This window comes from Streptomyces sp. NPDC104831 (genome assembly GCF_055583025.1).
Genome location: NZ_JBVJOT010000044.1, coordinates 21,463 through 47,899 on the forward strand (window position 1 = coordinate 21,463; position 26,437 = coordinate 47,899).

Here is a 26,437-nt window from a genome sequence, read left to right on the forward strand (position 1 = left end):
GCTTGTAGAGAACGACCGGCCCCCGGTGGTTCTCACGGACATCGCAGACATACGCACATGAAGGAGTGGACGCCGCGATGGTGTTCAAACGGCTGCTCGGCTCGCTCGGCATCGGCGGACCCTCGGTGGACACGGTCCTCGACCCCGGCCCCGCCCTGCCGGGCCACGGCCTGACCGGTCAGGTCCATCTCCAGGGCGGGGACGCGGACTTCGACATCGACCACATCACGCTCGAACTCGTGGCGCGCGTCGAGGCCGAGCACGACGGCGGTGAGAGCGAGGGCGTCGTCGCCTTCGACCGGTTCACGGTCGGCGGCGGCTTCCGGCTCGCGGCGGGCGAGCGGCGCAGCGTCCCGTTCGCCGTGACGCTGCCCTGGGAGACGCCGGTCACCGAGCTGTACGGTCAGCCGCTGGGCATCGTGCTCGGCGTGCGTACCGAACTGGGCGTGGCCGGGGCCAAGGACAAGGGGGACCTCGACCAGCTGACCGTCGGGCCGCTGCCCGCCCAGGAGGCGATCCTGGAGGCCCTGGGACAGCTCGGCTTCGGCTTCAGGTCCGCCGACCTGGAGTACGGTCACATCGGCGGTACGGGCCAGCAGTTGCCCTTCTACCAGGAGATCGAGCTGACTCCGGCCCCGCAGTACGCGCACCAGGTCAACGAGATCGAGCTGACCTTCCTCGCCTCCCCCGCCGGCCTTGAGGTCGTCCTGGAGGCCGACAAGCGCGCCGGTCTCTTCTCCTCCGGCCACGACGCGCTGACCCGGTTCACCGTCGATCACCACGACGCGCGGGACTGGAACGCGGAAGTCGACGGCTGGTTGCGCCAGTTGGTCGAGCACCGCGCCGGATACGGCTCGCACGCCGGGTACGGGCACGGTGGCCCGTACGCCGGCGACCACGGGTATCACGAGCACCACCACCACGAGCACCACCACCACGAGCAGCACCGCTCCGGTCCGGGCATCGGCACCGCGGTCGCCGCCGGCGCGGCGGGGCTCGCGGTCGGCGTCGTGGGCGGCATGGTCGCGGCCGAGGCCGTGGACGAGATCGGCGACTTCTTCGAGGACGACGAGGACGGCGAGGACTGATTCCCGGCGGCCGGCCTCGGGCGTCGGGCACCGGCCCGTCCCCGGGGCCGGCCGGCACCCTCGCCGCCGGCCGGCCCCGGTTGCCGCGAACCGTCCGTGAACCGCGGGAAGAGATGACATCGGCCCGGATCCCGGCGGATCCGGGCCTCGCCGCGCGTGGACCGCGCCGGGCCGTCGGGCCACCCCACGCTTCTTCTACAGTCCTGTAGATTCATTCCGGTAGTCATCGTCTCACCGAGGAGGAGAGCAGTGGGAGTTTCCCTGTCCAAGGGTGGCAACGTCTCACTCAGCAAGGAGGCGCCGGGCCTGACCGCCGTCCTGGTAGGACTGGGCTGGGACGTGCGGACCACCACCGGCGCCGACTACGACCTCGACGCCTCCGCGCTGCTGCTCGACGCGTCCGGCAAGGTCCTGTCGGACCGGCACTTCGTCTTCTACAACAACCTCACCAGCCCGGACGGGTCGGTCGAGCACACCGGCGACAACCTCACCGGCGAGGGCGAGGGCGACGACGAGTCGATCAAGGTGAACCTGGCCGCCGTGCCCGCCGAGGTCGACCGGATCGTCTTCCCGGTGTCCATCCACGACGCCGACGGCCGCGGCCAGAGCTTCGGCCAGGTCCGCAACGCCTTCATCCGCATCGTGAACCAGGCCGGCGGCGCGGAGATCGCCCGCTACGACCTCTCGGAGGACGCTTCCACCGAGACGGCCATGGTCTTCGGCGAGCTGTACCGGCACGGCACGGAGTGGAAGTTCCGCGCCGTCGGGCAGGGTTACGCCTCCGGGCTCGCCGGTATCGCGTCCGACTTCGGCGTCAACGTCTGACCGGCGGCCCGTGATGTTCGGGTTGAGCGAACTGGCGGTCCTCCTGATCGTCGTCATCGCCGTCCTGGCCGCGAAGAAGCTGCCTGAACTGGCCCGGTCCGCGGGCAAGTCGGCGCGCATCCTCAAGGCGGAGGCCAAGGCGGCGCGGGAGGAACAGCCGCCGGCGGGGCGGCGGGTGATCCGTGGAGAGACCGTGCCCCCGGCACCCCCCGGCCCGGACGGCCGACCGCCGTCCCGGCCGCCGGCCGACGAGGGGCCGCGCTGACCGGCCTCCCCCGGTAGTCGGCACCGGCCGTGGGCGGTACCGGTACGCGGCGGGGCGAGGCCACCGGCCTTCTCCCGCCGCGGCGCGCGTGGACGCGCCGGCGGCCGGCGCGTACGCGCCGAGGCGCCGCGCCCGCCCGGCCGCCGCTCCCCGCCGGGCCCGTGCGGCGGTCGGGCCCCGCCGTCCCGTCAGGCGTGCGGAGGCCGGCCGCTGACCCGGTGGTCGGCGTGGCTGAGCGCCTCCAGGACCAGCCGCCGCAGGTGCCCGTCCCGCAGGCTGTAGAACACGTGCCGCCCCTCGCGCCGCGTCTCCACCAGGCCCGCGAGCCGCAGCTTGGCCAGGTGCTGGCTCACCGCCGTCCTGGACGCCTCGCACCGCTCGGTCAGCGAGCCGACGTCCGACTCCCCCTGCGCGATCAGCCACAGCAGATGCAGCCGGGTCGTGTCGGACAGCATCGCGAAGACCTCGGTCGCCTCCGCGAGACGCGCGCTGTCCGGGGGACGCAGGTGCGCACCGGGCGCAGTCGGCAAGGTCTCGCGTGCAGGCATGCACACAGCCTAGAGGCCGGATCGCGAGGATCCGCGCCCGGCGGTTCCCTCTCGTCCTCCATATGTGCACGAGTGCGCACCTGTGGATACAGTGAGAGTCGGCCGTGCTCGTCTCCGACCTGCCGAGGGACCGCCGCATGCTCTTCGTCCTGCGCGACCGCACCTACCGGCACCTCTTCACCGCCCAGGTGATCGCCCTGGTCGGCACCGGCCTGGCCACGGTCGCACTCGGCCTGCTCGCCTACGACATCGCGGGCTCCGGTGCCGGCGCGGTCCTCGGCACGGCCCTCGCGATCAAGATGGTGGCCTACGTGGTGATCGCCCCGCTGATCGGCGCGTTCGCCGACCGGCTGCCCCGCAGGGCCCTGATGGCCGGCGCGGACCTGGTCCGGGCCGGGGCCGCGCTGGCGCTGCCCCTGGTCGACCAGGTCTGGCAGGTCTACGCCCTGATCTTCCTGCTCCAGTCCGCCTCGGCCGCGTTCACCCCCGCCTTCCAGGCCGTCATCCCCGAGGTGCTGCCCGCCGAGCGCGACTACACGCGGGCGCTGTCGCTGTCCCGCCTCGCCTACGACCTGGAGAGCCTGTTCAGCCCGGCTCTCGCCGCCGGCCTGCTGACGCTGGTGACCTACGACCGGCTGTTCCTCGGCACCGTCGCCGGCTTCCTCGCCTCGGCGGCGCTGGTGGTCCACGCCGTCCTGCCGAAACCGAGCACGGCGGCCGGGCGCGGCGGCCCGTACGCCGAGGCCACCGCCGGCGCCCGCCTCTTCTTCGCCGTGCCGCGGCTGCGGGCCCTGCTGGCGCTGAACCTGGCGGTGGCGGCGGCGAGCGCGATGGTCACGGTCAACAGCGTGGTGTACGTCCGTGACCACCTGGGCCGGGGCGCGGCCGACGTGTCCTGGGCGCTCGGTGCCTACGGCGGCGGTTCGATGGCCGTCGCGCTGCTGCTGCCCCGCGTCCTGGACCGGGTGGCCGACCGCACGGTGATGCTGCGCGGGGCCCTGCTGATCGGCGTCGTCTTCGTCGCGCTGGGCACGCTCCTGGCGGCGGACGGCGGTGGGTGGCGCTGGCCCGTGCTGCTGTCGGTCTGGGCGGCCTTCGGGGCCGCCTGTTCCATGGTGCTGACACCGGCGGGGCGGCTGGTCCGCCGCTCGGCCCCGCCGGAGAGGCGCACCTCCGCCTTCGCCGCGCAGTTCTCGCTCTCCCACGGCTGCTGGCTGCTGACGTATCCGCTGGCCGGTTGGCTGGGCACGGCGGCGGGTCTGCGGCCCGTGGTGCTCGTCCTGGGGCTGATCACCCTGGCCGCGGGTCTGCTGGCGGTGCGCCTGTGGCCGCCGGAGGAGGCGCCGGCCGTCGAGCACGAGCACAGGGACCTGCGCGACGACCACCCCCATCTCGCGGACGCCGTACGCGTTCCGCACGGCTGGCGGCACAGCCACCCCCGGCCGGCCGACGGACTTCACGCGCGGACCTGACGGCGTGCCAGAGGTGACCGAGCCACCCTATCGGCGGCACCAATAGGTCACATCGACATCGCGTCTTGGACTCTATACACACACGTCACGCATGGTGGTTGAAGTCGGCCGGCGGGCCGGCACCACCCACCGAAGGGAGTGATCCATGCGTGACCTCGCCGAGGGCGTCAGGCGTTTCCAGCGCGACGTCCATCCGCGCAAGGCGGAGCTGTTCGCCCGCCTCGCCGGGAACCACGCGCCGCACACGCTGTTCATCGGCTGTTCGGACGCCCGTGTCGTCCCGGAACTGATCACGCACAGCGAGCCGGGCGAGCTGTTCGTGCTGCGCACGGCCGGGAACCTGGTGCCGGTCCACGGCCCGGGCGCCGAGGCGGTGGCCGCGGGCATCGAGTACGCGGTCGCGGTCCTGGGAGTGTCGGACATCGTCGTGTGCGGGCACTCCGCCTGCGGCGCGATGACCGCGCTGGCCGAGCGCCACGACCTGGGTCCGGTTCCCGCGGTCGCCCGGTGGCTGCGGCACGCCGGTGCCCGGGTTCCCGCGCCGACGGACGTCTCCCGCCTGGTGCGGGCGAACGTGCGGACCCAGCTCGACAACCTGACCACCCATCCCTCGGTGGCCCGGGCGCTGGCCGACGGCTCCGTCACCGTGCACGGCTGGGTCTTCGACATCGCCACCGGAGCCGTCGACGTCCTCGACGCGGACGCCCGCGACAGCGCGGCCGCGGCCTGACCCCTACCCGCCCCTTCCCCCTCGGGACGGCACACGAGTCCGCCTCCCGTTTCCCTGCCGAAGGAGACATCCCATGACGCACGCCCAGTTCGACCCGGCCGCACGTCAGGCCGTGGCCATCGCCGCGGTCGAGGCCAAGACCCGCAAGGACCTCACCTGGCAGCAGATCGCCGACGCCGCCGGCCTGTCGGTCGCGTTCACCACCGCCGCCGTCCTCGGGCAGCATGCCCTGCCGGAGGCGGCCGCCCGCGCGGTCGGCGAGCTGCTCGGCCTGGACGAGGATGCGGTGCTGCTGCTGCAGACGATCCCCACGCGCGGTTCCCTGGCCGGCGCCGTTCCCACCGACCCGACCATCTACCGCTTCTACGAGATGCTCCAGGTCTACGGCACCACGCTGAAGGCCCTCGTGCACGAGCAGTTCGGGGACGGCATCATCTCGGCCATCAACTTCAAGCTGGACGTCAAGAAGGTCGCCGACCCCGAGGGCGGCGAACGCGCCGTGATCACGCTGGACGGCAAGTACCTGCCGCTCAAGCCCTTCTGATCCCGTCCGTCCGCCCCGAACGGTCTCCCCGGACGACCACCCGGTGGCATCCGGCACGCACCACCGCCCCCCACACAGAGGAGAGCCGACATGGACTTCACGCAACGCACCATCGACCTCGCCCGCCGCAACGTCACCGAGGGCGGCCGGCCGTTCGCGACCGTCATCGTCAAGGACGGCGAGATCCTCGCCGAAAGCCCCAACAGGGTGGCCCAGACCGGCGACCCCACCGCCCACGCCGAGATCCTCGCCATCCGCGAGGCCTGCGTGAAGCTCGGCACCGAACACCTCGTCGGCGCCACGATCTACGTGCTGGCCCACCCCTGCCCGATGTGCCTGGGCGCGCTGTACTACTGCTCGCCCGACGAGGTCGTCTTCCTCACCACCCGGGACGCCTACGAACCGCACTACGTGGACGACCGCAAGTACTTCGAACTGGCCACGTTCTACGACGAGTTCGCCAAGGACTGGACCGAGCGGCGACTGCCGATGCGACACGAGCCGCGCGAGGCCGCGGTGGACGTCTACCGGCTCTGGCAGGAACGCAACGGCGGTGACCGACACGTCGCGGACGCCCCCACCTCCTCCTGAACCGGTGGCGCCGCCGCGCGAGGGTCCGGTGCACCGCTCGTATATTGACGGGGTGTCCGTGGAACTGCGTCACCTGCGCTACCTGCTCGCCGTCGCCGACCAGGGCAGCTTCACCCGGGCGGCGGAGGAGCTGTACATCTCCCAGCCGACCCTGTCCCAGCAGGTCAGGCAGCTGGAACGGACGCTCGGGGTGCAGTTGCTGGACCGGACCGGGCGCAGCGTACGGCTCACCGACGCGGGCGAGACCTATGTCCGGCACGCGCGGCGGGCACTGCGCGACCTGGCCGCCGGGGAACGGGCCCTGCACGACCTGCGGGACCTCTCGCGCGGCCGGCTGCGGCTCGCCGTCACGCCGTCCTTCACGGCCTACCTCGTCGGGCCGCTCGCGGCGGAACTCCACGACCGGCACCCGGGGATCACCCTGACCCTCCGGGAAACCACACAGGACAGCATGGAATCGGCGCTGCTCGCCGACGACATCGACCTCGGGATCGCCTTCGCCGGCCCGCACCAGCAGGGCATCGAGGCCACCGACCTGTACACCGAGACCCTCGGCCTCGTGGTCCGCGCCGATCCCGACGGCGCCCCCGGCCCCTCGGCGCCCATGGACCTGCGGGAGCTGACGGACACGGAACTGGTGCTGCTCAGCGGGGACTTCGCGACACGCGGGCACATCGACGACCACCTCGCCCGGCACGCGGTCACCCCCCGCATCGCCATGGAGGCCAATTCCGTCCAAGCCCTCATCGAGATCGTCCAGCGCACCGCGCTCGCCACCGTCCTGCCCGACGCCGTCACCCACGACCACCCCCGGCTGCGGCCCGTTCCGCTCCGGCCCGCGCTGCCCGCCCGCAAGGTCGCCCTCCTCGCACGGGCCCACGCCTACCGGAGCGCCGCCGTGCGCGCCTTCACCAGGATCGTCGACGACGTGGTCGGGCTCCGCGGGTACCGCCCGGACTGAACGGACGGAAGGTCACCCGTTCCGGTGACTCTTGCGCCGGGCCGGACGGTGGTACGCCCCGGCCCGGCGGTCAACCCGGCGGACACGGCACCGCCTTGGCTGCGTCACCGGAGCGGGGCGGGGCCGTACCGTTGGGGCGTTGGTGCCGTCGGCGGGCGGACCGGTGTCGTGCGGAGAGTGAACACAGCGTGAATGTGGGCGAGTCAGCCAGTGGACGGCCGGTGCGCCGGCGGGTGGGACCGGCCGCGGAGGCGTGCCGCCCATGACCGCCACCGCATGCGGCCCGCGGTGCGTCGGCCGGGACGACGTCGTACGCCACGTCGGCCGGATCCGTTACGTGGGGCGGTTGACCGCGCTGACCGCCGTCCTCCTGCTGACGCCGCTGCTCGGCCGGATCGCGGTGCTGTGCGGACAGCGCGGCGCGCACCGGCTGCTGCGGCTGTGGGCGCGCTCGCTGGTGGCCGCCGCGGGCATCTCCGTCCGGGTCCGGGGGAGCCTGCCCCGGTCGGGACCGGCGCTGCTGGTGTCGAACCACGTCAGCTTCTTCGACGGGCCGGCCATCACGGCCCGGTTCCCCGGTCTGCTCGTCGTCACCGATCAGAGCGCGGCCCGCAGTCCGCTCACCGGCCGGCTCTTCCGCAGGGCCGGCATGATCTTCGTGGACCAAGGTGCGCTGCGGGCCACGCCGAGGATGGTCGAGGAGGTGACCGGCGCCCTGCGCGGAGGGCGGGTGGTGCTCGTCTACCCGCAGGGAACGTTCAGTTGCCGGCCGCCCGGCGGCGCGTTCCCGCCGGCGGTACTGCAGGCCGCGCTCGACGCGCGGGCCCCCGTACGGCCGTTGCTGACGCGCTGTGTCGCCCGCGGGAGCGGGCCGACGGCGCGGGGCAGTTACTTTCCCGACGACGAGAGCCTCGTGGCCATGTTCCGCCGCGTGCTGCGGATCAGGGACCTGGAGATCGAGATCAGCGCGCTGGAGGCGGTGGATCCGTCGGTGTGCGCCGACCGGCGCGCACTCGCGCACCTCACCAGGGCGCGGATCGACGAGGCGGCCGGCACCGGACCGGCGTCGTGCGGAAGGGCCGCCGGCTGAACGGCTCCCGTTCCGGCGGGGCCGCCCCGCCGACGCCTGGTGGGCGAGGGCAGGAGCGGGGTCAGGCGATGGCGTCCGACAGGGCCTGAGCGAGGCGCACGTTGGCCCGGTGTCCGCTGCGGTGGGCCGTGACGTCCAGGTGCGCCGGGGGAATCCCGGTCAGGTACAGGTCGCCGATGAGGTCGAGCATCTTGTGCCGGACCGGTTCGTCGGGAAAGCGCACCGGCCCCTCGTAGGTCCGTGCGCCGATGACCACCACGCTGCCGGGGCCGAGACCGCGGCCGAGCCGGTGGGCGCGGGCGGCGGGGATCTCCTCGGCGAGCACGAGGGTGCGGGCGGGCGCGATGTGATCGGGGTGGTCGTCGGGGAGTCGTACCGTGAGGGACTGGGCGCCGAGCGGGTGGCCCTCCAGGTGGTAGACGCACGTCCACCGGCCGGTGCCGGCGCGCGCCTCGACGTACGTGGCCCCGTGCGTGTAGCTGACGGGGTGCGGCAGCCGCGGGGCGGGCGCGGCGGCGAGGGGGCGCAGCCCGGTGGCCCGCAGGGCCCGGACGTAGGGCAGGGCGCTGCCGTCCAGGCCGGGCAGTTCGGGTGCGCTGACGCTGATCTCCAGGTCGGTGATCTGTGCGCAGGCGAGAGCGCTCATGAGGTGCTCGACGGTGGAGACCGGCCCGAGTTGCGTGCAGCGGCTGGTGCCGGTCACGTTGGCCGGGACGGCGGGGACGCGCTCGCCCCGGTAGTGGAAGGCGATGCCGTCGCCGCCGGGGCGCATGGTCACGGTGACGGGCTCTCCGCTGTGCAGGCCGAGGCCGCGCAGGCTCAGGGGTGCGCGCAGGGTGTTCCGGTTCACCGCGGCGGGCCGGGTTCGCCGGACGGCCCCTGGGGCCCGGCGTCGCGCGCCGCGGCCAGGTGTTCCAGGCGTTCCAGTCGGCGCAGGAGGTCGGGCAGCCGGGGCTGGACCGCCTCGACGCGCAGCTGCTGGGCCAGCGGGCGCGCGGGGTAGCCCCGGTAGACCCCGGCGTCGCGGACGTCACGGGTGACGCACGCCCGGGCGCCCAGGCTCACGTCGTCGGCGATGTCCACGTGGTCGCCCGCCAGGCTTCCTCCGCCCATGACCGAGCGGCGGCCCAGTACCGAGCTGCCGCCGATGCCGGACATGGGCACCATCATCGCGTGCTCGTGGACGCGGGCGTTGTGTCCCACCTGGGCCAGGTTGCCGATCTTGGCGCCGCGTCCGATGTCGGTGACGCCGCTGGTGGCACGCTCGACCGAGGCCAGGGCGCGGATCTCGGCGTCGTCGCCGATGTGCACCTCGCCGACGTGGGGCACGCGGCGCCAGCCCTCCTCGCCGCGGCGGAAGCCGAACCCCTCCACGCCGACGACGGCGCCCGGGTGCACCGAGCAGCGTTCTCCGAGCCGTACGTCACGGCACAGCACGGCGTGTGGGTGCAGCACGCTGTCGGCGCCGATCCGGCAGTTCTCGCCGACGTAGCAGAAGGGCAGCACGCGTACGCGCGGGCCGAGGACGGCGCCGGCTTCCACCACGGTGTAGGCGCCGATGTCCGCGGAGGGGTCCACGACGGCCCGGGGGTCGACCACGGCGGTGGGGTGCACACCGCCGGCCAGGGGCATCGGGCGGTCCAGCTCCGCCAGCAGCACGCCGAAGGCCGCCCGTGGATCGTCGACGTGGATGGCGGGCTTGCCGGGGCTCGTCAGGCCGGGCGGCAGCAGCAGCGCCCCCACCCTGGTGGCCCGTTTCAGATAGGACTTCGCCTCGCAGAAGGCGATGCCGTGGGGGTCGTCGGCCTCGGCGGGCACCGGCCGGACGCGCAGGCCGGGGTCGCCGGTGAGCCGGCCGTCGAAGCGGCGCGCCAGCTCGGCGAGCGTCCAGGTCGTCACGGCTTCCTCCCGGTGAGCCTCGCACGGCGCGCGAAGTCAGCGATGCCGCGCTGCGAGGCCGTGGCGTGGAAGGCGAGCAGGTGCCGCACCAGCTCGCTGGCGCCTTCCTCGGGCTCCGTCTCGCCGCGCTGCAGGGCGAGGAACACCCGGCGCAGGGCCATCTGCTCGCCGGCGGGGATGCCGCGGCGCCGCAGGCCCACCATGTTGACCTGCCAGTGCACCCCGGGCGATCCGTCGAGCACGGTGAACGGCAGGACGTCCCGGGTGACCTTGGTGAGCGCGCCGATCATCGCGAGCCGTCCGATGCGGCAGAACTGGTGGACGGCCACGGCGCCGCCGATGACGGCCTCGTCCTCCACGGTGACGTGTCCGCCGAGCGCCGCGCCCTGGCTGACGGTCACCCGGTCCCCGAGGCGGCAGTCGTGGGCAATGTGCGCGCCGCCCATGACGAGGCAGTCGCGCCCCACCCGGGTGGGGGTCGAGCTGGTCGAGCGGTGGATGGTCGCGCCCTCGCGGATCGCGGTGCCCGCCCCGATCTCGACACCGGTGGTCATCCAGGGGTTGAACTTCAGGTCCTGCGGGTCGCCCCCCACCACCGCGTGCACACCGATCGTGGCTCCCGGGCCCACGGACGCCGAACCGTGGACGACCGCGTGGGACTGGAGGCGGACGCCGTCCCCGAGCCGGGCTCCGGCTTCGACGACCGCGTACGGGCCGACCGAGACCGACGCGCCCAATATGGCTTCGGAGGAGACGATCGCCGTAGGGTGAATATCCATCGCTCAGGTTCTCCCCTCGCCGGCGGGAGCAGGGCGGCATTCATGACGGCCGCCCGCCCCTCCCGTGCTCGGCATTCCCATCGAGGCAAAAGACCGATTCCGTCAGGCCATGTAGCGTAACCGAAGTTATCCGCGGCATTCGCCGCCCGCTGGACCGAAGGAGTGAACATGGGGCCGTGCGTGCGACCGGTGACGGAAGCCGACCGGAACCGGGCGCTGCTGCTCGCCCGTTTCCTCCGGACGCGGCACGAGCCCCGGCCGGCGGGTGTCGTCGTCGGCCTCGGAAGCGTCGGCCTGCGGACCGCGGCCACCTGCGCCGGGCTGTACCACGCCGGGCTCGCTCCCCTCCTGGTGTTCAGCGGCGCGAACAACCCGTACACCGCACGCCTGTTCCCCCGTGGAGAAGCGGTTCACTACCGTGACCACGCGGTCTCCCTCGGCGTTCCCGCGCGCGACATCCTGGTCGAGCCGCGGGCCACCAACACGGCGGAGAACATCCGGCTGACCCGGAAACTCCTGCACGCTGCGGGGATCGAGCCGACCACCGTACTTCTGGTGTCCTGGTTCCCGCTACGCCCTTATGCCACGGCCCGCGCGCTGTGGCCGGATGTGGAATTCCTGTGCGTACCCAATCCGTTCACTCTTTCGGAATTCGCCCACGCAGGCATTCATGAGGATATTATGATTGACGTACTCGTGGGTGAGCTGCGAAGAATTCAGGACTACGCGGAACTCGGCCGCATCGAACCGCAGCGGATTCCGCCCGGCGTCCGGGCGGCGTTCTCGGAACTGATCGAATCCGGGTACGACGGCCGAGCGCGGATTCCCTCCCCCACGGGGTGACACCACGGACCGGGCGGGTGATGGCCGTTTCCGTGCGGGTGGTGGGGGTACGCTGACGCTTCAGGTTTCGCATTCCCGCCGGTACATCGCTCGCGGAGCGAGGGCGGCGGGGGCAGGAGGCCAGGCACGATGGCCATGCATCACGGCAAGACACAGCCCCCCGGGGCCACGGACGTCGTCTCCACGTCCTCCGTGGCCGGCGCGCCGTGCTGGGTCAGTCTGACCAGCCACGATCTCGAGGCGGCCCAGCGCTTCTACGGCGCCGTCCTCGGCTGGCACTGGCGCCCGGCCGGGGCGGGCGACCACTTCCGCATCGCACTGGTGGACTCGGTGCCCGTCGCCGGGATCGCCGTGCTGCCCGCGCTGCGGCAGACGGGGGTGGCCTGGACGCCGTACTTCGCCGTCCCCGACGCCGACCAGGCCGCGGCGCGGGCCCGGGAGCGCGGCGGCACGGCGGGCGTCGGCCCGCTGCGGCTGCCGCCGGGACGGGTGGCGCTCCTGTCCGACCGGCACGGGGCCACCTTCGCCATCTGGGAGGGGGAGCTGTTCAGCCACTGGGACGCCTGGCGGCAGGCGGCCCCGACCTGCCTCACCCTGCACACCCGCGACGCCTTCGACGCCGCCCTGTTCTACGGCGGTGTCCTCGACTGGGCCTCGGACCGCCCCGGCGCCTGCGAGGTCGAGTACGAGGCCGACGAGGTGCTGCTGCGCAGCCGGGGCCTCGTCGTCGCGCGCATCGAGTCGGGCGAGTCGGACACGGCTCCCGACCCCTCGGTACGGCCGCACTGGCAGGTCTCCTTCCTGGTGGCCGACGTGCCGGCGTGCGCGCGGGCCGCGGAGCGGCACGGCGGCGGCGTCCTGGAGGAGAGCGAGCACGAGGCCGTACTGCGCGACCCCGACGGCGCCCGGTTCACCGTGACGTCGAGGCCGGCCGATCACTCCGGAGAACACCCTTAAAACCGGTATTTCTTGACAAGTCGGGCCGGGGACCTTATCCAGGCTCTGACGAGAGGTGTCTGCTCCGGGTCTGGGACTCAGATGGAGGAGAGGGCCATGGCACGTGCAGTGGGAATCGACCTGGGCACGACGAACTCGGTGGTCTCGGTCCTGGAGGGCGGCGAGCCCACGGTCGTCACCAACACGGAGGGGGCGCGGACCACGCCGTCGGTGGTGGCCTTCGCCAAGAACGGCGAGGTGCTGGTCGGCGAGGTCGCCAAGCGCCAGGCCGTCACCAACGTGGAGCGCACCGTGCGCTCGGTCAAGCGGCACATGGGCGACGCGCAGTGGCGGTTCCCCGAGCAGGGGGACATCGACGGCAAGCGGTACACCGCGCAGGAGATCTCCGCGCGGGTGCTGCAGAAGCTGAAGCGGGACGCGGAGGCGTACCTCGGCGAGGACGTCACGGACGCGGTGATCACCGTACCGGCGTACTTCAACGACTCCCAGCGCACCGCGACCAAGGAGGCCGGGGAGATCGCCGGGCTGAAGGTGCTGCGGATCATCAACGAACCCACGTCCGCCGCCCTGGCCTACGGCCTGGACAAGGAGAACGAGCAGACGGTCCTGGTCTTCGACCTGGGCGGCGGCACGTTCGACGTGTCGCTGCTGGAGATCGGCGACGGCGTGGTCGAGGTCAAGGCCACCAACGGCGACACGCATCTCGGCGGTGACGACTGGGACCAGCGGATCGTGGACCACCTGGTCCAGCGGTTCAAGAACCACCACGGCGTCGATCTGGCCAAGGACAAGATGGCCGTGCAGCGGCTGCGGGAGGCGTCGGAGCGGGCGAAGATCGAGCTGTCGTCGTCCTCGGAGACGACGATCAACCTGCCGTACATCACGGCGTCCGCGGAGGGTCCGCTGCACCTGGACGAGAAGCTCACCCGCGCCCAGTTCGAGCAGCTGACCGGTGATCTGCTGGAGCGGTGCAAGGGCCCGTTCCACAACGCGGTCAAGGACGCCGGGATCAAGGTGTCGGACATCGACCACGTCATCCTGGTCGGCGGCTCCACGCGGATGCCGGCGGTGACCGGGCTGGTGCGGGAGCTGACCGGGAAGGACCCGCACAAGGGCGTCAACCCGGACGAGGTCGTGGCCGTCGGCGCGGCCCTGCAGGGCGGTGTGCTCAAGGGCGAGGTCAAGGACGTCCTGCTGCTCGACGTCACCCCGCTGTCCCTCGGCATCGAGACCAAGGGCGGCATCATGACCAAGCTGATCGAGCGCAACACCACGATTCCGACCAAGCGCTCGGAGATCTTCACCACGGCCGAGGACAACCAGCCGTCGGTGCAGATCCAGGTCTTCCAGGGCGAGCGGGAGATCGCGGCGTACAACAAGAAGCTCGGCATGTTCGAGCTGACCGGTCTGCCGCCGGCGCCGCGCGGCGTCCCGCAGATCGAGGTCTCCTTCGACATCGACGCCAACGGCATCATGCACGTCACGGCGAAGGACCTCGGCACCGGCAGGGAGCAGAAGATGACCGTCACCGGCGGCTCCTCGCTGGCCAAGGACGAGATCGACCGCATGATGCGGGACGCGGAGCAGTACGCCGAGGAGGACCGGCGGCGGCGTGAGACCGCCGAGACCCGCAACCGCGCCGAGCAGGTGGCGTACCAGACCGAGAGGCTGCTGGCCGACACCGCCGGCGACACCGACAAGATCGCCGCCGACGTCAGGGGCGAGGTCGAGGCCGCTCTGGCCGAGCTGAAGCAGACGCTGAAGACGGAGTCGGCGGATTCCGCGACCCTGCGGCAGGCCACGGACAAGGTCACCGCGGCGGCCCAGAAGGTGGGCACCGCCATGTACGCCCAGGCGCGGCAGGACGAGGGCGCGCAGGCGGCCGGGGGTGACGCGGGCGGCGGCGCGTCCGGCGCGGGCGGGCCGGACGAGGACGTGGTCGACGCGGAGATCGTCGACGAGGACAAGCGGCAGGACGGTGCCGGATGACCCGGCCGGGCGGCACCGGCCGCCGCGACGGCCCGGCGCTGTCGGTCGTCGGCGGCACCCGGCGGCCGGCCACCGGGACCAGCCTGGAGCCCCGCCGCCGCGGCGATGTCGAGCCCGCCCGGCAGGCGGCGGCACCGGCCGCGGAGGAGGCCGACCTCCTGCGCGAGCGGCTGCGGGAGTGCGCGGCGGACCTGCGGCGGGTGCGGGCGGAGTACGACCACTACCGCGCGCGGGTCGGCCGCGACCGGCTGGCGGTGCGCGAGATAGCCGTGGCCAACGTGCTCACCGGTCTGCTGCCCGTCCTCGACGCCATCGACCGGGCCCGCGGGCAGGGCGAGGTCACCGGCGGCTTCCGGCGGGTGGCCGAGGTCCTGGAGAAGGAGCTGGCGGCGCTCGGGCTGCGGTCGTTCGGTACGGCGGGTGAGCCGTTCGACCCCGTCCGGCACGAGGCGGTCTCCTGCACCCGCTCCGCGCACGTCGACCGGCCCACCTGTGCCGTCGTCCTGCGCCCCGGCTACCGGGTCGGGGACCAGCTCCTGCGGCCGGCTCAGGTCGAGGTCGCCGAACCGGTGACCGGGCGGTAGCCGCGCAGGGCCGCACGTGGTGGGGCGTGGCGGCGTGGTTCGGCGTCGATGCCACCGACCGCGACCGGGGCCCGAGGACGACGGCCGGGCGGGGTGGCGCGTGTGCGCGCCCGGCGCCCGGGTACCCGGGCGCTCGTCGCAGCTCCGCCGCGCCGACGAGAGGAGCCGAAGGTGAGCAGCTCAGCGGGCAGCAGGGTGGTCGTGACCGGTGCCACGGGCAATGTCGGGACCAGTGTGGTGCGCCTGCTCTCGGAGGACCCCGGGGTCGAGTCGGTGCGCGGGCTGGCCCGGCGGACACCCGAGTGGTCGCCGCCCAAGACCGAGTGGGCGGCCGTCGACCTGGGATCCGACGAGGAGAACCTCGCCGAACGGTTCGAGGGCGCCGACGCCGTGATCCATCTGGCCTGGGCGTTCCAGCCGACGCACGACCCGGTGAAGACCTGGCGGACCAATGTGCTGGGGAGCATCCGGGTGTTCGAGGCGGTCGCCGCGGCCCGGGTGCCGGTGCTGGTGCACGCCTCGTCCGTCGGCGCGTACTCGCCGGGGCCGAAGGACCGCGCGGTGGACGAGTCCTGGCCGACGCACGGCTGGCCGGACGCCGCGTACTGCCGGGAGAAGGCCTATCTGGAGCGCACGCTGGACGTGTTCGAGCGCGACCACCCCGAGGTGCGGGTGGTGCGCATGCGCCCGGCGTTCCTGTTCAAGTGGCAGTCGGCGAGCGAGCAGCGGCGGATCTTCGGCGGGCGGTTCCTGCCCGGCCCGCTGGCCCGGCCGGACCTGCTGCCGTTCCTCCCGGACGTCCCCGGCCTGCGGGTGCAGGCGCTGCACACCGACGACGCGGCCGAGGCCTACCGGCTCGCCGTGCGCTCGGACAACGCCCGGGGCCCGTTCAATCTGGCCGCCGATCCCCCGCTGGACGCCGCCGTCCTCGCCGGGCTGCTGGGCTCCCGGCCGGTCCGGCTGCCGCGCACGGCGGCCCGCTCGGCGATCGCCGCGGCCTGGGGGCTGCACCTGCTGCCCGCCTCCCCGCACCTGTTCGACGCCGTGCTGCGGCTGCCGCTGATGGACTGCGCGCGGGCGCGTGACGAACTGGGCTGGCAGCCCCGGCGTACGGCGACCGAGGTGATCCGGGAGTTCCTTGAGGGCCTGCGGCAGGGCGGCGGGATGGAGACCGAACCGATGCGGGGGCGGAAGGTCGGCTGACACCGGCCCCCGAGCCGACGGAGGAGTGGGAACACGATGGCAGCTGTACGGGAATCAGGATCCGGCGACGGGGAGCGGCCGGTGCCCCGGGACATGCCGGACCAGCAGGCCGGTGCCCGGGAGGACCGCTGGGACGCCGACCCGGGCCGGCCGGCCCGCGACGAGCGGGACGAGCACGCCGGCGACCAGGCCACCGCGCCGGACACGGACGAGGCCGGCACCGGTCCCCGGGGCGCGCCCCGGTCGGGCACGGTGCACCCGGAACACCCCGGCCCGGACGAGCCGCCGGCGTGAGACGCCTGCCGCTCCGGGCCGTGGGGAGGTGCGGATGGCGTGCGGGGCGGGGTCCGTCGTGACGACGGGCCCCGCCCGCGTCCTGACGTGCCGCGCGGCCCCGGTCGGCACGTCCCCTCAGTGCGGGGCCCGTTCCTGGAGGGCCGTGTGCCACGGGGGGAGGGGGCTCTGGATGATCGGTTCGGGGCGGCGGCCGCCGCTGGCGAAGAAGTCGGCCAGGGGCAGGATCGCCGCGCCGACGGTGACCGCGTCCGGGCCGAGCCGGCCGAGGTCGATGGTCACCTGGTCGGCCGGGTGGCGCAGGGCGTACGTCGCCGCGTGCCGGCGGACGGCGGGCAGGAAGCGCGTGCCGAGCTGGAGACCGGCCCAGCCGCCGATGAGGATCCGCTCGGGCTGGAAGAGGTTGATCAGGTCGGACAGGCCGGCTCCGAGGTACTCGGCGGTCTCCTCCAGGACGGCCAGCGCGACCGGGTCGGGCGCGGTGTCCCCGGGCGGGTACGCGGCGGCGAGCATCGCCGTGAGCGCGGTCTCCTCGTCCGTGCCCTCGGGCGGTCGGCCGCCCTCCTCGCGCCAGCGGGCGAGCAGCGACTCGGCGCCGGCGTACGCCTCCAGGCAGCCGGGGGCGCCGCAGCGGCAGCGCCGGCCGCGCACCCGCACCGTGAGGTGGCCCCACTCCACCGCCCGCCCGTGTTCCACCTCGGGGGTGACCAGGCAGGCGCCGACACCGGAGCCGAAGAGGACGACGACGGCGTTGCGGGCGCCGCGCCCCGCGCCGAACCACATCTCGGCCTGGCCGAGGGTCTTGGCGCCGTTGTCGATGAGGTACGGCACCCCGTCGGGGAGCGGGGAGGCGGAGCGCAGCAGCCGCTCCAGCGGGACCGCGTCCCAGCCGATGGTCTGGCCGTGGACGACGGCGCCCTGGTCGGGGGTGTGCTCGACGATGCCCGGGACGCCGACGCCGACGCCGAGCAGCCGCTCGGGGGCGGCCTGTCGGGCGGTGAGGACCTCGGCGACGCCGTCGCGGATGTGGCCGGCGATGACCTCCACGTCGTAGCCCTGCGGGGTCAGTGGCCGTTCCACCCGGGCCAGTTCGGTCAGGGCGAGGTCGAACAGCTCGACGCGTACGCGGGTCTCGCCGACGTCGACGCCGATCATCTGCCCGCTGTGCGGGGCGACGCGCAGCAGGGTGCGGGGCCGGCCGCCGTCGGAGTCGACGCTGCCGGCCTCCTCGACCAGGCCGTCCGCGATCAGGTCGGCGACCACGTTGCTGACCGAGCCGGAGCTGAGTCCGGTGGCCGGTCCCAGCTCGAAGCGGCTGAGGGGGCCGTCGAAGTACAGTCGCTGGAGCACCGCCGTACGGTTGCCTCGTCTCAGGTCGCGTACCGTGCGCCCGTTGCGCCCCGCCATATGGCTCCCTTCACGAACCGTGCCCGACCTGCAACATACCCCTTCAAGCAGCGGGGCGCGACATTAACCCACGCCTTAGTTCATGCTGTGAGCTAAGCGGAGGGCCGGATGCCGTCCGGCGCGGCGGCGACTTCCGGCCGGCGGAGGCGAGCGGGAGGGCCCGGGCGGGGCCCGGAGCCGGCGCCGCCCCGGGCCCCCGCCCCGGCCCCGGCTCACCCGGCCGCGTACACGTCCTCCACGTAACGTCCCTGCGCCACCAGGGAGTCGAGCCAGCGTTCGGCCGCCGCCGGGCCGGCCCCGGGGGTGTGCGCGCGGTACAGGGCACGGAAGGCGTCGCGGACGCCGGGTGCCATGCGGGCGCCGTCGCCGCACACGTACACCCGCGCGCCGGCGCTCAGCAGCCGCCAGACCTCGTCGGCCTCGGCGGCGATGCGGTGCTGGACGAAGGCGGCGCCGTCGACGGGGGCGGCGCTGAAGGCCGGGCGCAGCGAGAGGGCGCCGGCCCGTTCGGCGGCCCGCAGCTCGTCGGCGTGCAGGTAGTCGGCGTCGGGGGCGTCGCAGCCGAAATACAGCAGCGCGGGCGGGAGTTGGGCGCCCGCGCGGAGTGCGGCCAGGCGGTCGGCGACGGCACCCCGGAACGGCGCGAGACCGGTTCCGGCGGCGACCATCACCACGGGTGCCGAGCCGTCGATCCGGAACGCCTCGCGGCAGGGCTGGACGCGGGCGTACACGGTGTCGCCGGGCCGCAGGGCGGCGAGGTGACCGGAGCCGGTGCCCCGGTAGCGGCCCTTGCCGGAGCGCGCCGGGGCGTCGAGCACGGACACCATGAGGTCGGCGTGGCGGGCGTCGGCCGTGGGCGCGGAGGAGATGGAGTAATGGCGGGGGCGCAGCGGGGTCAGCAGGTCGAGCAGGTGCGGCCAGTCGAGGGCGCCGCGCAGCGCGGGGTGGTCCTCGGCCAGCTCGACCAGGGTGCGCGGGTCGTCGCCGGTCAGGGCGGCGAGGGCGGCGCGCTCGGGCGGGCAGGGGTTGGCCGCGGCGAGCAGCGCCCGCTGCCGGTCCGTGGGCCGTTCCTGCAACTCCACGTGGTGCGTGAGGAGTTCGCGCACCGTCACCGGACGGTCCACGGCGATGCCTCCCCCACGCCCGGCTTCGTTCGCGCGGGGGGACCCCCATCGGCGCGGCCGGGCGCTTTGGATGTCCAGGACCGTGTCGGCGTCGAGGCCGAACGCGGCGACCGCCCGGTCCACCAGTTCCGGGGCGTTGGCGGGCAGTACGGTCAGGTGGTCGGCGGTGCGGTAGGTGACGCCCTCGGGCAGGGCGATGCGCAGGAACCGCTTGACGCGGGGGTGGCCGGGCGCGGTGAGGTCGCGGGCCTCGGTGACCGTCATCGGGACCAGGCCGTGCCGTTCGGCGAGGGCGTCCAGCGGGCCGCCGGTCAGGGTGCGCACCGTGTAGGCGTGGGCGGGCTCGTCCGGGGTGCCGGGCTCGGCGTCCGGGTCGCCGTACTCGGTGAGCAGCGCGGTGCGCAGGCGGTCCGTGAACTCCCGTACGGCGCCGGTGAGGTCGCCGGAGGCGTCGGCGGCGGCGCGCCCGGTGAGCCGGGTGGCGCCGAGTTCGGCGAGGCGGGCGTCGATGCGGGTGGGGACCTGCTGGTAGGTGGCGGCCCAGTTGCGGTCGCCGACACCGAGGACGGCGTAGGTCACGCCGGTCAGGTCGGGGGCGCCGTCGAGCCAGGCGGCGAAGGCGGTGGCGTCGTCGGTGGGGCGGCCGTTGTAGGAGGCGGCGGCCACGATCACGGGGCGGTCGGTGGGCAGGCCGTCCGCGTAGGCGTCCAGCGCGGCGACCTCGGTGGCGCAGCCGACGGCGGCGGCCTCGTCGGCGAGCCGGGCGGCGAAGTCGCGGCAGGTGCCGTAGTTGCTGCCGTGCAGGAACAGGGCGCGGGTGCCGGGGCGGACCCGGGCCGGGAGGGCGTCCGGGGCCGGGGTGCCCTGGGCCGGCGCGGGCGCGGTGCCGGGCAGCGGGGCGTGCGCGCGGTCGGCGGCGGTGCGCGGGGTGAGCGTGAGGGTGAAGCCCTCGGGCTTGAGGGTGAGGGTCTCTTTCACGGCGAGCCGGTAGCCGGCGTGGTCGTGCAGCCGGTAGCGGTGGACCAGCAGGGCGAGCAGCATGGTCGCCTCGTGCAGTGCGAACTGCCGCCCGATGCAGGCGCGTTCACCGGTGCCGAACGGCTTGAAGGCGTGCACCGGGCGGGCCGCCTCGGCGTCCGGGGTGAACCGTTCGGGATCGAACAGCTCGGGGTTGTCACCCCATACGGGCCGGCGGTGCAGCATCGGCGACAGGACGGTGACGGCCTGGCCGGCGCGCAGCGGGATCCGGCCGCCGAGCAGGGTGTCCTCGCGGGCGTGCCGGCTGAACGCGGCGGCCGTCGGCCACAGCCGCAGCGCCTCGTTGAGCACCTGGCGGGTGTAGGTGAGCCGGCCGATGTCGTCGTACGCCGGCTCGGGGTCGGGGGCGCTGCCCCACAGCGCGTCGGCCTCGCGCTGGACGAGCCGGAGCACGGCGGGGTGCTTGGCGAGGTAGTACAGGGCGAAGGACATCGCGCCGGAGGTGGTCTCGTGGCCGGCGATCAGGAAGGTGATGACCTGGTTGCGGATGTTGGCCGCATCCAGGGTGGTGCCGTCGGCGGGGTGCGGGGCCGAGAGCATCAGCCCGAGCAGGTCCTCGGCGCCGCTCTGGTCGGTGCCGGTGCGGGCGGCGATGACGTCGTCCACGACCCGGGCGAGGTAGTCGGCGTCCGCCCGGAAGGCGGCGTCAGCGGCCGAGTGGTCCCCGTCCGGAGTGCGGGCCAGGCGGGTCATGCTCCACTCCAGGCAGCGGACCATCGACTCGACGAAGGGGTGCGGCTCGGCGCGTTCGAAGGAGCCGAAGTCGTAGCCGAAGCCGGCCAGTCCGATGGTGTCGAGCGTCATGCGGGTCATGTCGTCGGGCACGTCGACGGGCCGGCCGTCCCGGGCCGCCCGGTCCCAGGAGTCGATGAGGCGCCGGGCCACCTTCAGCATCACCGGGTGGTAGGTGCGCATCGAGCCGAGCGCGAAGGCGGGCATCAGGATGTCGTGCGCCTTGGCCCAGTTGGGCTCGTCGTTGTACGCGGTGAACAGGCCGTCGGCGGCGAACTCGCGCACGTTCTCCAGGGCGGGTCCGACGTGCTTGGCGAACCGCGCCTCGTCGGCCAGGTCGGCGACCAGGTCCGTGTCGGCGACGAACAGGGCCTCCCAGCCGTGCAGCCGGCGCACCAGCACCGGGCCGTGCTCCCGCATCAGCTCCATCAGCTGCTGGATGGGGGTCCGGCCGGGGCCGGTGGCGGAGATGTCGACGACGGGCACGCCGGGCAGGGCTGCGGCGGGCCGGGGGTGCGGTGCGGTGGGGGGCATGACGCGACAACTGCCTTTCGCGGTAGCGGACTCCTGCGCTCCAGGGTGCTCGACGCGCGGCGCCGGGCCGCGCCACGGCCCTACACGATCGTGTAGGGGAAAGTCGGCGGCGGCCCTTGCGCCCCCGCGCGCGTCCGCCGCCCGGAACGGGGTGCGGCCGCGCGCCGAGCGGCCGCAACGGCCACGCCCGCCGCGGCCCCGGGTTGCCGCTGACCTGCCTCTTCCTCTTTGATGGGCGGGCGGCCGGCGGACCGGGAGGTGCGATGGAGGCGGGACGGGCCGACGCGGTGACGTGGCGCAACCGCGCGCTGCTGGTGTTCGACCGCGTGTCGGTGCCGGTGGCGGTGTGCGACGTGTACGGCCGGGTGGTGCTGGCGAACCCGGCGATGGCCACGGAGTGCGGTACGACCCCGGGCCGGCTGCGCGGCCGGCAGGTGCTGGAGCTGTTCCGGCCGCAGGAGGCCGGCCAGGTGGAGCGGATCGCCGAGGCGCTGCGGCTGCGGCACCGGTCCCGCTATCAGGTGTCGGTGTGCTGGCGGGCGCCCGGCGGGGCGGAGCGGCACGGGGAGCTGACCGCGGATCCGGTGAGCGACAGCGCGGAGGAGACACCGGCGCTGCTGGTGATGCTGCGCGTGCTGGGCGAGCACCCGGCGCCCGGTCCGGAGCCGGTGCACACCACCGAGGTGGAACGGCGGGTGCTGGCGCTGCTGGCCGACGGCGCGACCACCGCCCGTGCCGCCCGTGAGCTGGGTCTCAGCAGGGACGGCGTCACCTATCACCTGCGGCGGCTGTCGGCCCGCTGGGGCGCCGCCAACCGCACCGAACTGGTCGCCCGCGCCTACGCCTTGGGCGTGCTCCTGCCGGGGGTGTGGCCCCCGCGGGCGCGGTCCGACCACCCCGGTCAGCCCTGACGGAAAACCATTGGCCCTCCCCTGTGGGGCTACATACGATAGCCACCTGCCTAGGATCTCTAGGCAATGTCGTCGTTCCCGGAAGGACCCTCCCCCGATGAGACCGCTCACCGAGCAGGACATCCGCACCTGCTTCGTCAACTGCTCCAAGGGCGAGGCGAAGCGCCTGACCGTGCCGCGGGACCTCGGCGACCGCCGGTGGGACGACCTGGACTTCCTCGGCTGGCGCGATCCCGGCGCGCCGGACCGTAGCTATCTGGTCACCGAACGCGACGGCCGGCTCGTCGGTGTGGCCCTGCGGTACCCGGCCGCGCAGCGCGGCTTCCTGCACCGCAGCCTGTGCTCCGTGTGCCTGACCACGCATTCCGGCGGCGGGGTGTCGCTGATGACCGCGCGGAAGACGGGCGCGGCCGGCCGTGAGGGGAACTCGGTCGGGCTGTACATGTGTACCGACCTGGCCTGTTCGCTGTACCTGCGGGGCAGGAAGGTGCCGGAGTCCGGGATGCGGTTCGAGGAGAGCCTCACCCTGGAGGAGCGGATCGAGCGGGCCCGGGCCAACCTCTCCGCCTTCCTCGACAAGCTGTAGGCCCGGGGGCCGCCCGGTCCACGGCGTGGCGGACATGGCCGGAAACAGTCCGCGAACGGCCACGTTCGACCTGCCCGAGGAACGGGAACAGGCCAAAGGATGATCAACGTACGGAAGTGGACCCCGGGCTGGACCTCGCAACTGCGGCGGATGCTGAGGCGTCGCCGGGAACCGGTGGTCGTCCAGACGCTGCGGTCGGCCGCGGCGGCGTCGGTCGCCTACGTCATCGCGCTCCGGCTGAGTCCGGAGCCGGCCCCGCTGACGGCGCCGCTGACCGCGCTGCTGGTCGTCCAGGTGACGTTCTACGCCACGCTGACCAACGGCATCCGCCGGGTGAACGCGGTGGTGGCCGGCGTGCTGGTCGCCATCGCGTTCAGTGTGCTGGTGGGGCTGACCTGGTGGAGCCTGGCACTGCTCATCATCGCCTCGCTGGCCGTGGGGCGCGTGGTGCGGGTGGACGAGTACGTGGCCGAGGTGGCGATCAGCGCCATGCTGGTGCTCGGTGCCACGGTCGGCTACACCGCGTGGGCGCGGATCGTGGAGACGCTGATCGGCGCGGCCGTCGGCACCGCCTGCAACCTGCTGCTGCCGCCGCCCGTGTGGGTGGACGAGGCCGGCCGGTCCATCGAGGGCCTGGCCCGGCGGGTGCGCCAGCTGATGCTGCGGATGGGCGAGGAGGCCGCGGGCCGCGTGCCCTGGCAGCAGGCGGCCGAGCGGCTGCACGAGGCGCGCCGGCTGGACCACGACATCACGGGCGTGGACTCGGCGCTGCGGCAGGCGGAGGACAGCCTGCGGCTCAATCCGCGCGTCAAGGAGGGGCTGCTGCACCGGGTGGTGCTGCGCACCGGTCTGGACACCCTGGAGATCTGCACGGTGGTGCTGCGGGTGCTGGCCCGCTCGTTCACGGACCTGGCGAAGGCCCGTGGCTCGAAGGACCTGTTCCCGCCCCGGGTGGGGGCGACCGTGGAACGGCTGCTGTCGGAGATCGCCGACGCGGTGGTCAGCTTCGCGGTGCTGGTGACCACGCACCTGAGCGAGGACGCCGAGTCGGCGGAAGCCCGGCTGTCGGCCGAGCTGCACACGGCGGCCGGCACCCGGGACCGGCTGGCGGAGCTGCTCCGGGAGGAGATCGCCGAGGACTGGACCGACTGGCAGCTGCTGGGCGCCGTGCTGACCGAGACGACCAGGATCATCGACGAGCTGAACACCGAGCACCGCACCCGGCGGCTGCTGGAGGAGCTGGACCGGGTCTCCCGCGAGCACCGGGCCAAGCTGCCCCGGCCGGCCCGGCTGCGCGACTGGCTCGGCGTCCAGGAGGAGCTGTGGCGCAACCGCGCGGGCCTCGGCAACCGGTCCCGGTGAGGCGCGCGGGGACCGTCCGGACCGGGCACGCTTGCCCCCGGTGACGGATGCGGGCCAAGGTGGCTGTCACGAGCGGGCCGACCGACGACCTGAGGTGGGGCATGGAGACGGAGTCACGGACACCCCCGCGAAGCCGGGAGCGCGGGGACGGCTGGACCAGGCGCCGGTTCGTCGGGGCGGTGGCGGGCACGGCGGCGGTTGCCGGGTGCACGACCCGGGTGGCCCCGCGGGCCGGCGCTCCGGCCACCCGGGGCACGCCGGAACCCGCCGCGCCGTCGCGCGCGCCGTCCGGGCCGCGCCCGCTGTACGTGGGCACCTACACCTCCGTCGAGGGGGGCGGCACCGGCATCGGCCTCGCGTCGTACGACCCCCTCTCGGGCCGGATCACCGGGGCGGGCACGCTCACCGGGGTGCCCGACCCGTCGTACCTCGCCGTGCACCCGGACGGCCGCACGCTGTACGCGGTGGCCGAGCGCCGGGAGGGCGGGGTGACGGCCGTGCGCCTCGCGGACCGGCGGGTGCTCGGCACCCGGAGCACCGGCGGCGCGGGCCCCTGCCATCTGTCGGTGCACCCCGGCGGGCGCTGGCTGCTGAGCGCGGACTACGGCTCGGGCAGCGTCTGCGTGCACCCGATCGACGCCTCGGGCGCCCTGGGCGAGCGCACCGACCGGGTCACCCACACCTCTCCGCCGCCCGGACCCGGCCAGCAGGGCCCGCACGCCCACCAGTTCACGGCGAGCCCGGACGGGCGGCACGTCCTCGCCGTGGACCTGGGCACCGACACCGTCTACACCTACCGCCTCGACCCGGTGCGCGGCACGCTCACGGAGGCCGCCCGGGCAGGGACCCGGCCCGGCGCGGGGCCGCGCCACCTGACCTTCCATCCGGGCGGCCGGTACGCCTACCTGGCCAACGAGGTGGACGACACCGTGGCCGTCTGCGCCTACGATCCGCGCTCCGGCCGACTGCGCGTGGGTCCGCCGCAGCCGACGGGCTCGGAGGGCGGCACCAACTATCCGGCGCAGATCCTGGTGACGGCGAACGGACGGTTCGCGTTCCTGGCCAACCGGGGCCACAACAGCATCGCCCGGTACGCCGTGGAGTCCGCCGGGGCCCGGCTGCGGCTGCTCGGCACGGTGCCGGTGGGCGGGGACTTCCCGCGGCAGATCGCGTTCTCCCCGGACGGCCGGCTGCTGTTCGCGGCGAACCAGCGCTCGGGCACGGTCACCGTCTTCCACGTGGACCCCGACGGCGGCGGACTGAGCCCGGCGGGCGAGCCGTTCGCGTCACCCGTCGCCGTCTGCGCGCTGCCGCTGTAGCGCCCGGGGGCAGGCCGCGGCGGCGGCCTGGGCCAGCAGGGCGTGCATCCGCTCGGTGAGCTGGGGGACGTCGTCGGCGGGCGTGTGGAAGGGCAGTCGTACGTCGCCGTGGGCGCGGGTGCGCTCGATGCGCAGCGTCAGCCCGTGCCGGTCGACGGCGAGCGGCGCCACCCGGGTCGCGGCGTGCAGGCTCTCCGGCCGCACCAGGCGGGTGAGCCGCTCGACGGCGTCCGGGTGGGCGTCGGCGAGGTGGGTGAGCAGCCGGGCCTCGGCGCCGGCGAGGGGGTCGGGGCGGGCGGCGGCGAACTCGTCGAGGCCGACGACCACGGGTCCGGAGGCGTCCCGGAGCACCACCCGGGCGGGGCGGAAGAGCAGGTCGCCCTCGGACAGGGCGAGCCGGCCGGAGAGCCGGAGCCGGGCGCGGACGCGGTCGCGCACCGGTACGGGGGCCACGTCGGCGAACTCCAGCAGGGCGGAGGGTTCCTGGCGCGGGGCGCACAGGGCCGCGGCGAGCAGGCCGCTGTCGTCGGGCACCGTCAGCCGCACCCGGCCGTCCCCGGTCACGGTGTGCGCGCCGGCGTACTCCTCGCGCACACCGTTCGCGGTCACCGCGCACGACCACGCGACGGACAGCAGCGAGCGCGCCCGTTCCGCCGCGCCGGGGGCGGCCGTCCAGTCCTGGGTGTCATCCATCCCGAGATCTCCTTAGGTAAGCCTTCCCTAACTTATCGGAGTTCGGGGCGCGCGCCAACCACGCCGCAC

26 protein-coding genes are annotated in these 26,437 nt (G+C 74.1%); 19 read left to right on the plus strand and 7 right to left on the minus strand.

The features are described from left to right. The first annotated feature begins 77 nt into the window (after positions 1-77). The 3 genes from ACZ63H_RS27090 (at position 78) to ACZ63H_RS27100 (ending at position 2,178) form a co-directional block, all read left to right on the plus strand. Entirely contained in the window at positions 78-1,088 is a 1,011-nt protein-coding gene (locus ACZ63H_RS27090; protein ID WP_469869309.1) for a sporulation protein, read from the plus strand. A gap of 249 nt (positions 1,089-1,337) precedes the next feature. Next, the gene (locus tag ACZ63H_RS27095) at positions 1,338-1,913 is read left to right on the plus strand and encodes a TerD family protein (RefSeq protein ID WP_469869311.1); all 576 of its coding nucleotides are present in this window, start codon (positions 1,338-1,340) and stop codon (positions 1,911-1,913) included. A gap of 13 nt (positions 1,914-1,926) precedes the next feature. After that, positions 1,927-2,178, plus strand: coding sequence for a twin-arginine translocase TatA/TatE family subunit (locus ACZ63H_RS27100; protein WP_469869409.1), 252 nt, complete (start codon positions 1,927-1,929; stop codon positions 2,176-2,178). Between the two features lie 188 nt (positions 2,179-2,366). Here ACZ63H_RS27100 and ACZ63H_RS27105 read toward each other — a convergent pair whose 3' ends face one another. Then, a complete protein-coding gene (locus tag ACZ63H_RS27105) occupies positions 2,367-2,726 on the minus strand; it encodes an ArsR/SmtB family transcription factor (RefSeq protein ID WP_469869313.1) in 360 nt (119 codons plus the stop codon). A gap of 137 nt (positions 2,727-2,863) precedes the next feature. Here ACZ63H_RS27105 and ACZ63H_RS27110 point away from each other — a divergent pair, with 137 nt between their 5' ends. The 6 genes from ACZ63H_RS27110 to ACZ63H_RS27135 all read left to right on the plus strand — a co-directional run bounded on the left by ACZ63H_RS27110 (position 2,864) and on the right by ACZ63H_RS27135 (position 8,114). Continuing rightward, a complete protein-coding gene (locus ACZ63H_RS27110) occupies positions 2,864-4,198 on the plus strand; it encodes an MFS transporter (RefSeq protein ID WP_469869411.1) in 1,335 nt (444 codons plus the stop codon). Positions 4,199-4,343: 145 nt separating this feature from the next. Then, positions 4,344-4,928, plus strand: a complete 585-nt coding sequence (locus ACZ63H_RS27115) for a carbonic anhydrase (RefSeq protein ID WP_469869315.1) — start codon at positions 4,344-4,346, stop codon at positions 4,926-4,928. Between the two features lie 73 nt (positions 4,929-5,001). Beyond that, entirely contained in the window at positions 5,002-5,472 is a 471-nt protein-coding gene (gene cynS / locus ACZ63H_RS27120) for a cyanase (RefSeq protein WP_469869317.1), read from the plus strand. Positions 5,473-5,562: 90 nt separating this feature from the next. Continuing rightward, positions 5,563-6,063: a nucleoside deaminase gene (locus ACZ63H_RS27125; RefSeq protein ID WP_469869319.1), complete on the plus strand. Its 501-nt coding sequence runs from the start codon at positions 5,563-5,565 to the stop codon at positions 6,061-6,063. A gap of 52 nt (positions 6,064-6,115) precedes the next feature. Beyond that, positions 6,116-7,024 carry a transcriptional regulator CynR gene (gene cynR / locus ACZ63H_RS27130; RefSeq protein WP_469869321.1) on the plus strand — a complete coding sequence of 303 codons (909 nt, stop codon included), beginning with the start codon at positions 6,116-6,118 and terminating at the stop codon, positions 7,022-7,024. Between the two features lie 262 nt (positions 7,025-7,286). Beyond that, complete coding sequence (locus ACZ63H_RS27135; RefSeq protein ID WP_469869323.1) at positions 7,287-8,114, plus strand: lysophospholipid acyltransferase family protein; 828 nt, start codon at positions 7,287-7,289, stop codon at positions 8,112-8,114. A gap of 61 nt (positions 8,115-8,175) precedes the next feature. Here the strand turns inward: ACZ63H_RS27135 and ACZ63H_RS27140 are convergent, their stop codons facing one another. Genes ACZ63H_RS27140 through lpxA form a run of 3 tightly spaced genes read right to left on the minus strand, consistent with a single transcriptional unit; the run spans position 8,176 to position 10,792 of the window. Further along, the gene (locus ACZ63H_RS27140; protein WP_469869325.1) at positions 8,176-8,964 is read right to left on the minus strand and encodes a UDP-3-O-acyl-N-acetylglucosamine deacetylase; all 789 of its coding nucleotides are present in this window, start codon (positions 8,962-8,964) and stop codon (positions 8,176-8,178) included. Further along, the gene (locus ACZ63H_RS27145; protein WP_469869327.1) at positions 8,961-10,013 is read right to left on the minus strand and encodes a UDP-3-O-(3-hydroxymyristoyl)glucosamine N-acyltransferase; all 1,053 of its coding nucleotides are present in this window, start codon (positions 10,011-10,013) and stop codon (positions 8,961-8,963) included. Before ACZ63H_RS27145 ends, ACZ63H_RS27140 begins: the two co-directional genes overlap by 4 nt. Next, positions 10,010-10,792 (minus strand): acyl-ACP--UDP-N-acetylglucosamine O-acyltransferase, encoded by a 783-nt coding sequence (gene lpxA / locus ACZ63H_RS27150; RefSeq protein ID WP_469869329.1) that lies wholly within the window; start codon positions 10,790-10,792, stop codon positions 10,010-10,012. Before lpxA ends, ACZ63H_RS27145 begins: the two co-directional genes overlap by 4 nt. 189 nt (positions 10,793-10,981) lie before the next feature. Between lpxA and ACZ63H_RS27155 the strand changes: the two genes are divergently transcribed. From ACZ63H_RS27155 to ACZ63H_RS27180, 6 genes are all read left to right on the plus strand, one after another. After that, positions 10,982-11,635 carry a YdcF family protein gene (locus tag ACZ63H_RS27155; protein WP_469869331.1) on the plus strand — a complete coding sequence of 218 codons (654 nt, stop codon included), beginning with the start codon at positions 10,982-10,984 and terminating at the stop codon, positions 11,633-11,635. 135 nt (positions 11,636-11,770) lie between these two features. Beyond that, the gene (locus tag ACZ63H_RS27160) at positions 11,771-12,592 is read left to right on the plus strand and encodes a VOC family protein (protein WP_469869413.1); all 822 of its coding nucleotides are present in this window, start codon (positions 11,771-11,773) and stop codon (positions 12,590-12,592) included. 96 nt (positions 12,593-12,688) lie between these two features. Then, positions 12,689-14,581, plus strand: a complete 1,893-nt coding sequence (dnaK, locus tag ACZ63H_RS27165) for a molecular chaperone DnaK (RefSeq protein WP_469869333.1) — start codon at positions 12,689-12,691, stop codon at positions 14,579-14,581. After that, entirely contained in the window at positions 14,578-15,165 is a 588-nt protein-coding gene (gene grpE / locus ACZ63H_RS27170; protein ID WP_469869335.1) for a nucleotide exchange factor GrpE, read from the plus strand. The genes dnaK and grpE overlap by 4 nt, the downstream gene beginning before the upstream one ends. 171 nt (positions 15,166-15,336) lie before the next feature. Then, positions 15,337-16,368: an SDR family oxidoreductase gene (locus ACZ63H_RS27175; protein WP_469869337.1), complete on the plus strand. Its 1,032-nt coding sequence runs from the start codon at positions 15,337-15,339 to the stop codon at positions 16,366-16,368. A gap of 36 nt (positions 16,369-16,404) precedes the next feature. Next, entirely contained in the window at positions 16,405-16,662 is a 258-nt protein-coding gene (locus ACZ63H_RS27180; protein WP_469869339.1) for a hypothetical protein, read from the plus strand. A 117-nt stretch (positions 16,663-16,779) separates the two neighbouring features. Here ACZ63H_RS27180 and ACZ63H_RS27185 read toward each other — a convergent pair whose 3' ends face one another. After that, positions 16,780-18,069, minus strand: coding sequence for an ROK family protein (locus ACZ63H_RS27185; RefSeq protein ID WP_469869341.1), 1,290 nt, complete (start codon positions 18,067-18,069; stop codon positions 16,780-16,782). Between the two features lie 212 nt (positions 18,070-18,281). Further along, positions 18,282-21,497, minus strand: coding sequence for a bifunctional cytochrome P450/NADPH--P450 reductase (locus tag ACZ63H_RS27190; protein ID WP_469869343.1), 3,216 nt, complete (start codon positions 21,495-21,497; stop codon positions 18,282-18,284). Positions 21,498-21,760: 263 nt separating this feature from the next. Here ACZ63H_RS27190 and ACZ63H_RS27195 point away from each other — a divergent pair, with 263 nt between their 5' ends. The 4 genes from ACZ63H_RS27195 to ACZ63H_RS27210 all read left to right on the plus strand — a co-directional run bounded on the left by ACZ63H_RS27195 (position 21,761) and on the right by ACZ63H_RS27210 (position 25,675). After that, positions 21,761-22,408, plus strand: a complete 648-nt coding sequence (locus ACZ63H_RS27195) for a response regulator transcription factor (RefSeq protein WP_469869345.1) — start codon at positions 21,761-21,763, stop codon at positions 22,406-22,408. A gap of 97 nt (positions 22,409-22,505) precedes the next feature. Next, positions 22,506-22,994, plus strand: a complete 489-nt coding sequence (locus ACZ63H_RS27200; RefSeq protein ID WP_469869347.1) for an FBP domain-containing protein — start codon at positions 22,506-22,508, stop codon at positions 22,992-22,994. Between the two features lie 150 nt (positions 22,995-23,144). After that, complete coding sequence (locus ACZ63H_RS27205; RefSeq protein WP_469869415.1) at positions 23,145-24,356, plus strand: FUSC family protein; 1,212 nt, start codon at positions 23,145-23,147, stop codon at positions 24,354-24,356. 101 nt (positions 24,357-24,457) lie between these two features. Then, complete coding sequence (locus ACZ63H_RS27210) at positions 24,458-25,675, plus strand: lactonase family protein (RefSeq protein ID WP_469869349.1); 1,218 nt, start codon at positions 24,458-24,460, stop codon at positions 25,673-25,675. Here the strand turns inward: ACZ63H_RS27210 and ACZ63H_RS27215 are convergent. Next, a complete protein-coding gene (locus tag ACZ63H_RS27215; RefSeq protein WP_469869351.1) occupies positions 25,643-26,368 on the minus strand; it encodes a DUF2470 domain-containing protein in 726 nt (241 codons plus the stop codon). The two genes, ACZ63H_RS27210 and ACZ63H_RS27215, sit on opposite strands and share 33 nt — an antisense overlap. Positions 26,369-26,437 lie beyond the last annotated feature (69 nt).